This is a genomic window from Vibrio sp. SCSIO 43097 (assembly GCF_023650755.1).
GTDB classification, from domain to species: Bacteria; Pseudomonadota; Gammaproteobacteria; order Enterobacterales; family Vibrionaceae; genus Vibrio; species Vibrio alginolyticus.
In genome coordinates, this window is sequence record NZ_CP071841.1 from 957,627 (window position 1) to 970,472 (window position 12,846).

12 protein-coding genes are annotated in these 12,846 nt (G+C 44.0%); 3 read left to right on the plus strand and 9 right to left on the minus strand.

Annotation, left to right across the window (positions count from 1 at the left end; translation table 11 throughout):
• Positions 1-53: 53 nt before the first annotated feature.
• On the minus strand, positions 54-1,493 hold the full coding sequence (locus tag J4N40_RS20615; RefSeq protein ID WP_017819848.1) for a sucrose-specific PTS transporter subunit IIBC: 1,440 nt from the start codon (positions 1,491-1,493) through the stop codon (positions 54-56).
• 235 nt (positions 1,494-1,728) lie between these two features.
• Between J4N40_RS20615 and J4N40_RS20620 the strand changes: the two genes are divergently transcribed.
• The gene (locus tag J4N40_RS20620; protein WP_017819847.1) at positions 1,729-2,715 is read left to right on the plus strand and encodes a LacI family DNA-binding transcriptional regulator; all 987 of its coding nucleotides are present in this window, start codon (positions 1,729-1,731) and stop codon (positions 2,713-2,715) included.
• A gap of 63 nt (positions 2,716-2,778) precedes the next feature.
• Here J4N40_RS20620 and J4N40_RS20625 read toward each other — a convergent pair whose 3' ends face one another.
• The 7 genes from J4N40_RS20625 to J4N40_RS20655 form a co-directional block, all read right to left on the minus strand.
• A complete protein-coding gene (locus tag J4N40_RS20625) occupies positions 2,779-4,152 on the minus strand; it encodes a carbohydrate porin (RefSeq protein WP_104976248.1) in 1,374 nt (457 codons plus the stop codon).
• 992 nt (positions 4,153-5,144) lie between these two features.
• On the minus strand, positions 5,145-5,720 hold the full coding sequence (locus J4N40_RS20630; protein WP_033906347.1) for a hypothetical protein: 576 nt from the start codon (positions 5,718-5,720) through the stop codon (positions 5,145-5,147).
• On the minus strand, positions 5,717-6,268 hold the full coding sequence (locus J4N40_RS20635; protein ID WP_050550087.1) for an AHH domain-containing protein: 552 nt from the start codon (positions 6,266-6,268) through the stop codon (positions 5,717-5,719). The genes J4N40_RS20630 and J4N40_RS20635 overlap by 4 nt, the downstream gene beginning before the upstream one ends.
• A 440-nt stretch (positions 6,269-6,708) precedes the next feature.
• Positions 6,709-7,428 carry a 3-oxoacyl-ACP reductase FabG gene (gene fabG, locus J4N40_RS20640; RefSeq protein ID WP_017633598.1) on the minus strand — a complete coding sequence of 240 codons (720 nt, stop codon included), beginning with the start codon at positions 7,426-7,428 and terminating at the stop codon, positions 6,709-6,711.
• 300 nt (positions 7,429-7,728) lie between these two features.
• Positions 7,729-8,523, minus strand: a complete 795-nt coding sequence (locus J4N40_RS20645; RefSeq protein WP_005373725.1) for a metal ABC transporter permease — start codon at positions 8,521-8,523, stop codon at positions 7,729-7,731.
• Between the two features lie 3 nt (positions 8,524-8,526).
• On the minus strand, positions 8,527-9,453 hold the full coding sequence (locus J4N40_RS20650) for a metal ABC transporter solute-binding protein, Zn/Mn family (protein WP_171342629.1): 927 nt from the start codon (positions 9,451-9,453) through the stop codon (positions 8,527-8,529).
• Positions 9,443-10,585: a hypothetical protein gene (locus J4N40_RS20655; protein ID WP_171345897.1), complete on the minus strand. Its 1,143-nt coding sequence runs from the start codon at positions 10,583-10,585 to the stop codon at positions 9,443-9,445. The genes J4N40_RS20650 and J4N40_RS20655 overlap by 11 nt, the downstream gene beginning before the upstream one ends.
• A 208-nt stretch (positions 10,586-10,793) precedes the next feature.
• On the opposite strand from J4N40_RS20655, the gene J4N40_RS20660 reads away from it, so the two are divergent.
• Positions 10,794-11,465, plus strand: a complete 672-nt coding sequence (locus J4N40_RS20660; protein WP_054574565.1) for a cupin domain-containing protein — start codon at positions 10,794-10,796, stop codon at positions 11,463-11,465.
• 73 nt (positions 11,466-11,538) lie between these two features.
• Here the strand turns inward: J4N40_RS20660 and J4N40_RS20665 are convergent, their stop codons facing one another.
• Positions 11,539-11,778, minus strand: a complete 240-nt coding sequence (locus J4N40_RS20665) for an HP1242/YdcH family protein (RefSeq protein ID WP_005373737.1) — start codon at positions 11,776-11,778, stop codon at positions 11,539-11,541.
• Positions 11,779-12,006: 228 nt separating this feature from the next.
• Between J4N40_RS20665 and J4N40_RS20670 the strand changes: the two genes are divergently transcribed.
• Complete coding sequence (locus J4N40_RS20670; RefSeq protein ID WP_025767963.1) at positions 12,007-12,810, plus strand: SDR family NAD(P)-dependent oxidoreductase; 804 nt, start codon at positions 12,007-12,009, stop codon at positions 12,808-12,810.
• Positions 12,811-12,846: the final 36 nt, after the last annotated feature.

A 12,846-nucleotide genomic window follows, 5' to 3' on the forward strand; every position in this document is an offset into this window, starting at 1 on the left:
ACATTTAGGAAAAGAAGTGGATTTTGGGGGACTCCACCCCTAAGGAGTTCAGATTAAGCCGCTGCTTTTCTACCGACTTTAGCGCGGTCACGCATACCAAGAACAATGGTGAGAACAAATGCGGTCAAGAACGCGATCACCATACCCGCGATGTAGTACCCAATCTTCTCTGGCGTAATGGAAATGATGCCTGGAAGACCAGCTGCGCCCAATGCCTGAGCTTTCACATTAAACATTGTGATGAACGCACTTGATAACGCCGCAGCGCAAACTGCCGCAATAAATGGGTAACGTAGTTTTAAGTTAACACCAAACATAGCCGGTTCTGTAATACCCAGCAAACCCGTAACACCAGATGGAATCGCAATACCTTTCATCTTCTTATCTTTGCTCATCACGCCCACCGCCAACGCAGCCGCTCCTTGAGAAACGTTAGACATCGCCGCAATAGGAAAGATAAAGGTGCCGCCCGTCGTCGCAATATCCGCAAGAAGTTGAGTTTCAATAGCAATGAAGCTGTGATGCATACCAGTAATAACAAACGGCGCATAAATAAGACCAAATACCGCACCACCAACAAAGCCAGCAGTGTTGTATAGCCAGTTCAGACCATCACCCAATAGGAAACCGATATCACGCGTGAACGGACCGACGACAGTAAACGTCAGCAAACCCGCTATGAAAATCGCCAGTAATGGCGTTAAAAGGTTGTCTAAAACAGAAGGTATGACTTTACGTAAGCCTAGCTCAACCTTCGCAAGAATGAATGCCGATACCAAAACCGGTAACACTGAACCTTGGTAACCCACTTTTTGGATTTCAAAACCAAGAATATTCCAAACCGGAATGTTGCCAGACACAGATGCGCCGCCGAATCCCCAACCATTCAGCAAGTCAGGGTGAACCATCAACATACCTAGCGCTGCCCCTAAATATGGGTTGCCGCCAAACTTCTTGCTGGCTGAAAATGCCAACAGGATAGGCAGGTAAACAAACGGCGCGTTTGCAAACGTGTTGATCATGTTCGCCAAGTCTGTCAGTCCTGGGTTGGCATCAATCAAAGATTTGCCATCAATGAACAAGCCTTGGGCAGTCAATAGGTTATAGATACCCATCAACAAACCACCAGCGACGATTGCGGGAATGATTGGGACGAAAATATCAGACAGCCCTTTCACCGCGCGCTGAACGATGTTTTGTTTCTCTGCGCCAGCAGACGCAACGTCGTTGGTGGACATTTCACTCATACCCGTCAACTTCGCCATTTCTGCATAAACTTGGTTTACGATGCCTGATCCAAAAATGATTTGGTACTGACCCGCAACTTTGAACTGCCCTTTGACCCCTTCAAGGTTATCAATCGCTTGTTCATCTATTTTTTGCTCATCTGCAACGGCAAGGCGTAAGCGTGTCGCACAATGCGCAAGTGCGGTGATGTTGCTTTTACCACCTAATAGAGTTAACAACTCTTTTGCTACTGCCGGATAATTCATTTCATACCCCATTGGATTATTATCTGAGCTTGCGAAATTTTCGGGAACGTTTGCAAAACAGATTTTTGCTCAATAAAACCAAATGATCAAAGATAAAGCAGAGAGAATGTGAGAATGATCGTCAAATTCTCTCCCTAAGAGCAGTATAGGAGGTTAGAATCGCTACTTATCAAAGAGCTTTTCATCTTCTCTTTGCAAACAATCCCAAAAACGAAAAACAGAATGGATAGGAACAATGGCGAGTCTGCATGATGTCGCCCGTCTGGCTGGCGTATCAAAATCAACAGTGTCACGGGTTATAAACGATGAGTATGGCGTAAAAGAAGCGACAAAACAGAAGGTCCGCCAAGCAGTAGCGGAGTGTGGCTATGTGCCGAACCAAGTCGCTAAAGATCTAAAATCTCAAAAGACCAATCTGGTTGGTGTCATTGTTCCTCGGGTTTCCTCTCATGCCACATCCCAAGGTGTCGATGGATTAACCGATGTCCTTGAAAAAGCCGGGAAACATGTCTTACTTGCTAGCACTCACCAAGCCCACGAAAAAGAACTGGAGTACATTCAGATCTTTAACCAAAAACGGGTTGAAGGGATCATTCTTTACGCCACCCACCTCGATTCCAAACTGGTAAAAGCAATTCAAAACTCAGCCGTTCCAGTTGTGCTCGTCGGTCAAGATGGTTCCATGTTTAATATTCCAAGCATCATTCATGATGACGCACGAGTAGGGTTTGAAGCGGGAAATAGACTGGTTGCAAAAGGTTGCCAAACCATGGGTTTTATTGGTGTGCAAGGTGACGATATCGCGGTAGATAAGCAACGCTCTGAAGGATTTGTTCAAGCGCTACAGCATCATGGTTTTGAGATCGCCTTCCATGCTCGTGGTGACTTTACCATCGATTCTGGCTATTCATTGGCAAAACAACACTTAACAAAGAACCCTAAGCTAGATGGCTTGTTCTGTGCGACAGACCGTATTGCTATCGGTGCGATGAGAGCGATTCAAGAGCTCGGGTTAACACCGGGTAAAGACGTTTTAGTTCTAGGAGTTGGTGATGATGAGCTCGCATCAGTGTGCACCCCAACCTTATCAACATTTAACTATGCATTTGATAAAGCGGGTGAAAATGGTGCGAAACTGCTACTAGATAGAATTGCCAACAGAAGTTTTGAAATGAGTAAGATGGTACTAACATTCAAAACAATTGAGCGTCAGTCCTGTTAATGAAAAAGCGCCAACTGAAATCAGTTGGCGCTTTTCTTATTACTCTTTGTCGGTTAGATCCCTTTAGAACCAAGTTTCCATTTGCAGTGCAAACAGAACTTCACCACCATCACCCATCGTTGCAGCACCCGCATCCTGGCTAATCGAGTAGCCATTCAAGTCTTCGCTCCAATCAACGTAGCTAACTGCAAAACGTAGCTCCGGACGGTCAAAGAAACCTGCAGCGGTAGACATCTTAAGCGTTGGTGCAATTGTCGCTTTGTAAAAACTGCCACTTGCTTTATCAATCGCATTGTCTAGGTCCATGTATTGGTATGAGCCTTCATAAACCATCTCAAAGTTCTGCGTAAACTCTTGCGCTAAGCGGATGTTGAACGATGCCCACGTAAATTCATCATTTTTAGCAAAGCGATCTTGGCTGTGTTCTGCTAGCAACGCAGGTGCTACACGCCAGTTGTCGCCGATGCGTGTTACACCATAGCTGAACAAGCGTACGGCTTTTGCGTCTTCTAACAAATCTCCGTTTGAACCGATGCCTTTAAGTTCCGCACCCAGTCCATCACCCATCAAAATACCGGTTTTAGAGAAGCCTTCACTCATGCCAAAGAAGTTATCGCCATGGTAAGCAAACATCGCATGTAAACCTTTGTCCGCTCCGCCTTCTACGCGATCATTGTTATCAGCAGACGTCATGCCGCTCAGCATCAATTGCCAATTACCGAAGCGGTTGTTCATTGTCGCGATATAGTTTTCAACATCTGTTGACGAGCTATCAATCTCACCAAAATCACGACCATAGATCGAGAAGTTTGCTTTCCACGAATCGCTCATTTGGACGTCATACACACCAGCACCAGTACCAGATAAGAAAACAATATCCGAGTCAAAGAAGTGAATGTCAAAGTTATCACGGTCAAATCGTTTACCTGCCCAAAACGTTGCGTCAGCAAACGCACTTGATTCAGAGAACATGCTCAACTTGTTTAGCTCAGCATATATCTGACGAACGTTTAATTGACTCTCACTCGCTGTCCATTCGTTATTGGTTTCCGTACTATCTGCCAACATGATTCGGAACAATGCGCTGGAACCATCATCTGCAAAGCGTTTGTGAATAAGGTTTGCTTCCACATAATGATCATCCTCAACCCCTAATCGTCCAATTGGCGCGCCAATAGCACCAGCTGCCGTCATGTAAGGACCAGTACCCACTGCACCATTCAGATCATCATTAATGAGCAGCCCGGAACGAGCGTAGCCATGAAACTCAAAGCTTGAGGCTTTCTCATTTGCTTCTGTGGATGCTTTTTCTGTCTGCTCAAGTCTCTGTTCTAATTCATTAATTCGCTTTTCAAGAGCGTCAACATCTGTTGCTGCGAATACAGGTGCAGTAACCAGTCCAAGCGCTACTGCCATCGTCAAAGTGTGTAGTTTCATTTCCATAGTCTCACGTAAATTTATACTTAGGCATATTGCAAACGTTCCCAAGAAAAATCGCAAACTTATGGTGACTTTAAATGTCCATCTAAAGCCTGAATTTCAGAGCGCTCGTACTCAGAGCGTCTCTACTACTTATATCAATGAGGGCGATAATATATAAACTTTTCGGGAACGTTACCGTTAAGAGGCCATTTTGTTACTTCTATCACGTTCAATAGTGTTACTTACAGAAAAATCATTAACCAGCGCACATTTGAATTAATTGTTAGCGCTAGAGGAAGTAGTTTGAAGGTGACAGGCTACAAAGAAGGAGTTTAATGTTCATTTGAGAGAATACTCCCTCGCTTCCCTATGCTACTTGATGGTAACTCATCTCTATTTATTGATGAAAAGTAGCAGCTAAGGTTGAACGTAACTAAGAGCGAAGCGGATCTCGATACCTTGGTTCAAACAACATGAAAGGCTGTTAACGCCCTTAACTTTCGTGAAGAGCGCTTTGCTATTCTAATTCAAGCTAACGAAACTCATTTTTGGAAAATTGAGTTATAGATTTTGCTAAATTAGCATTTAATGGACAATTATAGATGTTACAAATCCTTTTGTCGGTTGGCCAAATCAACCCACTCACTACATATTAGAAAGGAATCTCGACTTAATAGTTCTTCTCGGGCTTTCTCAGCTTCTCATTTTCATTACGCTTATTAAAACTGCGCTAATTAGTGTATTCGATATAGTCGCCTGTAAAAAGCGGCTCCCCGTCCTCTTTGATACTAGAGATAAAGACTGCTTTGCAATCCCGCCACCTAACGCCTCGACTGCATGATTTCATATTCTACTGTTACTAAAGAAAAGACAGAACTAGCAATAAATGCAACTTCTAATTTGGCTCTACTGTGAAAAACCACGACCCGATTAACCCACTAACATTAGCTTAGGTATTGCAAATTTCTAGTGTAGTGGTTGGATTCATTAACCCCATTGGTCAACTACTAAAACGGATCCAGCAAATCTTCATCAAACTTAAGTCCTTCTAGTCCATGCTCTTCGCACAAAAGCTTGAAAGATTCTGTAGCATAGAGCACTGTACAGCCTTGTAAGCGAGATTTGAATACATAGCGTGGTTCGATATCCTCTTCATCAAATTCAATGGTTTCCAGACCATCTTCAAAACCATCGGTATGTTTCTTAAGGCACATAGACTCATCTTCAGCGCCAAAACTAAGGCAATTAAAAGCATATATGGTTTCGTCACCAACGTTTATAGGCAAGAACTCCCCCTCAGACGCTAGTACCGATTCTAGCTTATCGCATGCACCTGCAGTTAGCGCTAGATATGTGCTATACCATGTTGATATGTCCGGCATCGTAGAGTTTTTTCCTAAAACATCCTCAAAATCGCCAACCACACCATCTTTCCAAATTGGTAGTAAAGGCTCATTAGTAGAAGGCTGCAGTCGGAGTTGCCTTACTAGCTTTTTATTACCAAGCTGATTAGCAAGATTCATAATATCCAGAGTTAGAGTTTTAAACTCCTCAGGGCGTTGCTTTAACTGGTAGATTTTCATGATTGACCGCTCCAGCTAGTGTCTTTCTTTTCAATAATTTTCTGCGGATATCCACCATGCAGAAGTTTGTGCTTTACTCTTTGTAAGCGACTAATCATTGCCTGCTCAGGCAGCATTGGAGAACTAAACGTATTCACAATCCATGATTCATAGTTATACCGATGTATCTCTCGATGAGCTGGTGCTTCACTGCCTGCCCAGTGACCTTTGTCATTTTTATAGCGAGGTAGCCAAGCGCCATTCAACGGGTCATTGATTCCAATACCGTGAGCATGAAGAGCTAATCGTGTCACAACAAGTCTAACCTGCTGAAACCGCCCTTTACCCGGAATGATATGATGTGGGTCATGGATGCTACTCGGCTTAGGTTCACCAACTGCAGTGAGATTACGAGCCAGCACACAAGTCGGATGATGAGCCTCCTCGAACAACTCATCTTCATCTTTCAACTTGTTTTCAGCACGGCATGTTTCAAGATCCTGCTGTAGCATCACCTGAGAAGTGATCTTTTTTCGCTCATGCTGAAGGTGTGCCCAATCCTTTTCCAAAGCATCAGTACGCTGCTTGCAAGCTTCTTTAGATTCATTGTTAAGCGCAACACTATTCTTTTTGTCGTGATATTCAGGCCGCTTGACATTCGTAGTAATAAATAACCAACTCTAATGCAGATGGGTTGCTAGGTCGAATAGGCTTTGGCGTATACTTCACAATTCCTTCCTTGTATGTTTGGTCAATTAGATGTGACTGGCACAACAGCTTTAATAAGAGCTGTAAGCTACCAGAAAACAAGTGGCTACAAAACACTCAATACAATCAGTTTCTTCGCTAATAAAAGTAAGCAATTATACCTTCCATCACGTACTATTGACTGATTCCACTGAATCATTTAGGAGCAAAAAAATACCAGCAGGTCAATTAATGTTCCTCAAACAAAAACGCCCTTCACATAAATAAAGGGCGTTTGTTATTTGACGTTTTGATTAGCGAGCTATAACACCAGCCCACCGTCAATCTTGAGCACTTGGCCTGTGATGTAGGCGCTCTTGTCTGAGGTTAGGAAAGAGACGCCATTGGCAATATCTTGAACTGAGCCCATGCGCCCTAATGGGGTTTTGCCTTCCATCATTTGAATGACTTTCTCTGGCAGGTTCTTGGTCATGTCGGTGGCGATAAAGCCTGGCGCGACACAGTTGACGCGTATCTGTGCACCCTTTCTTGAAAGTTCTTTCGCCCAGCCTTTGCTCATTGAGATGACGCCGCCTTTACTTGCGCCGTAGTTGCTCTGGCCGATATTACCATCAGTTCCCACTATAGAAGAAATGCTAACAATACTGCCTGTGCCCTGCTCTAGCATGACAGGAGCAACACGTTGGGTGAGTAAGAACACCGCTTTTAGGTTCACGTCGATCACGCTGTCCCAGTCTTGCTCTAACATGTCTGGCAACAGTGCATCTCGAGTGATGCCCGCGTTGTTAACCAGAGCATCGATTCTTCCGTGCTGCTCTACAACACTTTCTACCACTTCACTGACAGCTTCGGCATCACACAAGTTGACTTGATAACTGCTTAGCTGCGCCGACTGGCTCCATTCCACGGGCGATATGTCTAGCCCGATTACGTGGAATCCATCCTCCAGTAATTGCTCACAAATAGCTTGGCCAATACCACGAGCCGCACCAGTGACTACTGCTACTTTTTCCGGTTTCATCTTGGTCTTCCTTAAATGTTGAGATTACAAATTCGCTTGTATCCCTAGCGTTTTTTGTTTTTATGCCTAGTCGCGTTACAGCTGCGCTTCTCATACGCAGGGTCTTTTATATCTTATAAAAACTATAGAAACAGTCTGGGAGTCGAATGTGAACTAATCAAGGCAACTTGATGACTATGGCAAGATCAACGTAAGAAAGTGTGTTGGAAGGCGCAAAGTTACACGATTGGAGGACTTGGATAGAAAAGTATTGGTCTGATTAATCAAATACTACTTCATCAGACCAATATTACTTGTCTCTTAATCTCTTACAAAAGCTGGTTTTGTTATTTTCACCAGAAAAGGCTGAAGCAAGAGATTAAACAACATGCCAGCAATAAACAGGGTGATCACAATACTCGCACCACTCGGTAAGTCATAGCGAGCCGATGCGGCAATACCCGATAAGATCCCAACAATACCAATGCTGATACTAGCGACAAAGAATCGAGTTCCCTTCAATGCTGCCGCACATAAAGCTGGAATAACCAACAAAGCAAATTCTAAATAAATGCCGGTTAACTTGACCGTAATGGGCATCAGGATTGCAAAGATCAGATAAAAACCACTACCGCGCATAAACGCAGGTTTTAACCAAACCAATAGCAACATCGCAGCGGTAATGAGTGCCAAAGGCCAAACGTCTGCCCAAGTCGCCCATAACAATTGCCCATTAAGAATGCCTTGAATAAAGTCTCCGCCGTGTGGGTCTTTGCTCACCAGCAGGATTGCCAGCGATGCAGACACGACAAACAAGCTGCCAATCATGGGCTCTAAATGCTGCTGGTATCGTTTCTCCATAAGGGCGATCAAACCGCAAAGCATCAAAGACATCACCCAAGGGCCAATCATTTCGCCAAAGAATGAGCCTGAGAACAGCGCGTATTGGCTCAACCAGTAGTGGCTAAGTGCTGCCCCCAATGCCGCGACTTGCGCCACCGCCAAATCTATAAAGATGATCTGACGATTAAGAACTTGTTGCCCCAGAACGATGTTGCCAACTAACGCAATTAAACCACACAAAACCGCAGGTAAAAGCCATGCATAATCAGCCATGGCTCAGATCTTCACAGGAACGGGCGGCACTAACACATCCAGTAAATCATCAATGACCTGATCGTACATCTCATCCAAGTTTTCACCCTCAGAAACGGTCAATGGCAGTTGAATCACAGGTTTGTCAGTATGATCTTGCAACCAGTTCGCTGGACGCTGATCCTGATGAGAGGAGTAAACAATCGCATCAAAACTGTCAGCATCTAACTTGGTAAGTGATTGCAGGTGAGATGTGGTCGGTGAAATGCCCGGTTTAGGTTCGAGATCGGCAATCTGCTTCATTCCGAGCCAATCGTACAAATAACGATACGTCGCGTGATAACCGACAACTTGCTTACCCTTTAAAGCAGCCCCTTTCTCATTCCATTCTTTAAGCTTTTTACGCCAATGAGCACGAAACTTCATACCATTCACTTGGTAACTTTGTGCGTTGTCGGGATCAATCGCTTTTAGGCGATCCGTGACTTTACGAGATAATGGAATCATGTCATTTGCCGCAAATTGAACATGTGGGTTACCGTGAGCATGTATATCTCCCATGCTACGGTCAACGTGAGCATGAGTATCTAACATGCGCACGAAGTCCGTCGCGTAGATCATGCTCGGCGCACCATTTTGCACCGCCGCATTGCTGCTACGAACTTGCAGCATAGGTAACCACCCCACCTCTAGCTCTGCGCCCGAACACATTGCCATGTCCGCTTGGCGCATCTTCGCAATCAAAGAAGGACGAGCTTGTACGTAATGTGGGTCTTGCTTAGCCGTTGTCGCTGAATAAATACTGGCATCTGGCGCGTGGCTTTCAAGAAAGGCTTTCCATTCTGGCTCACAAACGAAAATGTTTAGAGCCAAAGCAGGCGAAGAGATGATGGCAGCTCCTGCTGCCATCATCACCAAGCTGCATTTATTCAATGTCAGCTTAGAACGCATGAGCACCGTGCGCTCCAAATGTCATCACATATTGCAGAGTGAACACGTTGTCTGTCTCGCTGTCTTGGTTATCAATGCGAGTGTATTGCGCACGGATAGTACCGAAATGAGAAGAATCCCATGCGATCATCGCATCCATTTCTTTATCATTCAGCTCAGTGAAATGCATGTGGTCGCCGTGTGCATGACCATCGTAGCTTTCTGCTTCACCGTAACGTAAACCTGCTGACCAGCTTGGGTTAAAGCGATAAACACCCGAAACATAGTAAGCGCTTAAGTTGTCTGGTGACTCTGCATCGTTTTTATATTTGCTGTCTACCACACCGTCTAACAGCATGTATTCAGCCGATAGCGTGAAGTTGCTGTATTTGTAATTACCATCTGGTGCCCATTTCCAAACAAAATCAGCACCGTAAAGGTTCGCACCTGTCACTGCTGCGCCATGATGGTGATCGTGCTCATGCTCTTCTTCATGACCGTGGTCGTGATCTTCGAATTCTTTAACCTTACCGTTTTCGTTACGTAGGTAGCTCAGGCCAAACTGCCAGCTTGAAGACTCTGAGAAATCGCTGCCAAGCTTAAGTGTTGTCGTGTAAACGCCAACTTCAGAACCATCTTCAACAGAAGACATCTTGCTGCCGCTTAACGCTTCTACACCCAACTTCACATATAGGTCTGTTGGAAGAACGATGTTTGCGCGCACACCGTCATCGTAGTAATGCGAGCCAAGGAAAGTACGGTAAGCAATTGGACGCTCAACAAAGCTGTCTGTGTGCATGTGTTGGTTGTTCAGGTAACCAAAGTCAGATAGGAATCGGCCAGCGCGCACGTTTACACCATATGGCAATGCCAAAGTTTCGATGAATGCCTCTTCAAGCTCTAATTCTGTATCATCACCATGACTTTCAAGAACCGCGGTCAATGCGCCGTAAAACTTGTCGTCGATATTTGATGAGAAGTTTAATTCCGTATGGCCTAGACCAAAGCCTTCTTCGCGCTCAGAATTATGACGCTGGCCATCTTGGTAGTAGCCATCAACAACAACACCAATCTGTGGGTTCGATAGTGTGTCGGCAAAAACAGGGGATGCAAAAATGCTACCGATCACGAGAGACACCAATTTCTTATTCACTACTTTTTCCTTTCTGTTATGTTATAACATTTAATTTTGCGATGTTATAATATAACAATTCTCATTACACAAGCAGAAATTTAAATTAGGCTCCGATTTCATGTTCGTACTCAATCCATGAATTGGGCTATCAACAAATGAATCAATTGATGTTTTTTATACGTATACTAATGAGAATTAGTATTTAAATAAGTAACGGAATTTCAATATGTTGAATATGGATTTTTCAAAAAGAATCGTGATAGATACTGCTCAACAGGAATGGATCGCCAGCCCTTCCAAAGGTGTGTGGCGCAAACCTTTGGAACGAGAAGCCAAAGAATCAGGGCATACCACCAGCGTCGTTAAGTACGAGCCAAATTCGCAGTTTTCGACTCATCCTCACCCTCAAGGAGAAGAAATATTGGTGCTCGAGGGGGTATTCTCTGACGAATACGGTGACTATCCTGCCGGCACTTACCTTCGTAACCCTCCAGGAAGTCAACACGCACCATTTAGCAAAGAAGGCTGTGTGATTTTAGTTAAACTAAATCAGTTCGAATCTGAGGATCTTGAAACAGTTCGCATTAATACAAACCAAGCGAGCTGGCAGAGTGGTGTCGGTGGGTTGCAAGTCATGCCGCTGCATAATTTTGAGCACGAACATGTCGCATTGGTTAAATGGCCAAAAGGTGAGAAGTTTCAACCACACCGTCACTTTGGTGGTGAAGAAATTTTCGTATTGTCAGGAGAGTTTAGAGACGAGCTAGGTACCTATCCCGCTCTCTCTTGGATTCGAAGCCCACATATGAGTGAGCATTTTCCTTTTGTAGAGCAAGAAACGATCATTTGGGTAAAAACTGGTCACCTGCCGCTCCAAGCTCCTGCTCAGCACTCCTAGTGTTTGCACACTTGGCATCGTCCATTGGAACTAAAATCGGCCCGCAATTTACGAGCCGATGATCATTTCGTCACTAAGAACCCATTATTCGCGAGTGGAGCCAGTCTTTGAGCTCAGCCCGGTTATGTTTTAACACGTTCATTTCGTGATCATCAATCGGGCTTCCTTGAAGTTCTAGTACGCGGATTTCCTTATCTAAAGCATTGTAGTTTTTAACGGTTTCAGCAAATGATGCATCGTTTTCGGTAAGCTGAGTAATGGTATCCAAATGTTCTGGGAATTCATGAGTTAATGAGTGATTTTCACCTAACATAGAGACCTCTTGGCTATTATTTGAGTACAAAATAGTGCCTAATTTTTGAGCACCACATGTATAACCGTAGCATCTAATGAGACGTTAATTCGTCGCACCGTCCACAAAAAGAACAACAAAGTTATTTTCAATTTTTCCTAGAAAGTGTTTTCTTTTTAGTCTCAATAGTCGAATGCAAAAGATGCCACTATGATCGTTCTATATTAACCCTCAACAATGAGAGCGATCATGCGAAAGACAATTCTAGTTACTGGATCTACTGACGGTATTGGTTTAGAAACCGCGAAAATGTTAATTAACCGTGAACAACACGTAATAATCCATGGCCGGAATATAGAGAAAGTTCAACAAGTTGAGCAAAGTTTGAGGGAGATGAAAAGTGGTAAAGTTGAAAGCCTTGTTGCTGATTTATCCTCTCCCAATGCGGTAAAACAGATAGTGATGGAGATAACAGAACGGTTCAATCATTTAGACGTCATCATTAACAATGCTGGTGTGTACGCAACACCAAATCCAAGAACTAAAGAGGGTCTTGATGTACGCTTCGCAGTCAACACCATTGCTCCCTACTTACTCACTAGAGAGCTATTGCCGTTGCTCGGAGATACGGGTCGTGTGGTTAATTTGTCTTCAGCTGCACAAACAACAGTAAACACTAGCGCTTTACTCGGTAACAAACCATTGTCAGATGGCGAAGCATATGCCCAAAGCAAATTGGCATTAACGATGTGGTCACGAGCAATCGGACTAAAGCTTAAGAACACTGGCCCTATGTTGGTATCAGTAAACCCAAAATCATTCCTAGGTAGTAAGATGGTTAAAGATGCTTATGGGGTTGCTGGTGGTGATATCCGCTTAGGAGCAGATATTCTAACTCGCGCTGCGCTATCAGAAGAGTTTGCTCAAGCGCATGGTATGTACTTCGATAATGACATTGAAGCATTCGCGCCCCCACACCCTGATGCATTAGATCAAAGCAAAACACAGCAGATAATTGATACTATTGAATTAATCTTAAGCAAACTCTATTAATAACAATTAAGAATTATCTTGAGGTTCGTTTTTATT

What these genes read in the sequence shown, in the direction of transcription:
- J4N40_RS20645 (WP_005373725.1), bottom strand. Translation starts at nt 8,523, where the DNA reads ATGGCTGATTATGCATGGCTTTTACCTGCGGTTTTGTGTGGTTTAATT.
- J4N40_RS20660 (WP_054574565.1), top strand. Translation starts at nt 10,794, where the DNA reads ATGTTGAATATGGATTTTTCAAAAAGAATCGTGATAGATACTGCTCAA.
- J4N40_RS20615 (WP_017819848.1), bottom strand. Translation starts at nt 1,493, where the DNA reads ATGAATTATCCGGCAGTAGCAAAAGAGTTGTTAACTCTATTAGGTGGT.
- J4N40_RS20630 (WP_033906347.1), bottom strand. Translation starts at nt 5,720, where the DNA reads ATGAAAATCTACCAGTTAAAGCAACGCCCTGAGGAGTTTAAAACTCTA.
- J4N40_RS20670 (WP_025767963.1), top strand. Translation starts at nt 12,007, where the DNA reads ATGCGAAAGACAATTCTAGTTACTGGATCTACTGACGGTATTGGTTTA.
- J4N40_RS20625 (WP_104976248.1), bottom strand. Translation starts at nt 4,152, where the DNA reads ATGAAACTACACACTTTGACGATGGCAGTAGCGCTTGGACTGGTTACT.
- J4N40_RS20620 (WP_017819847.1), top strand. Translation starts at nt 1,729, where the DNA reads ATGGCGAGTCTGCATGATGTCGCCCGTCTGGCTGGCGTATCAAAATCA.
- J4N40_RS20650 (WP_171342629.1), bottom strand. Translation starts at nt 9,453, where the DNA reads ATGCGTTCTAAGCTGACATTGAATAAATGCAGCTTGGTGATGATGGCA.
- fabG (WP_017633598.1), bottom strand. Translation starts at nt 7,428, where the DNA reads ATGAAACCGGAAAAAGTAGCAGTAGTCACTGGTGCGGCTCGTGGTATT.
- J4N40_RS20665 (WP_005373737.1), bottom strand. Translation starts at nt 11,778, where the DNA reads ATGTTAGGTGAAAATCACTCATTAACTCATGAATTCCCAGAACATTTG.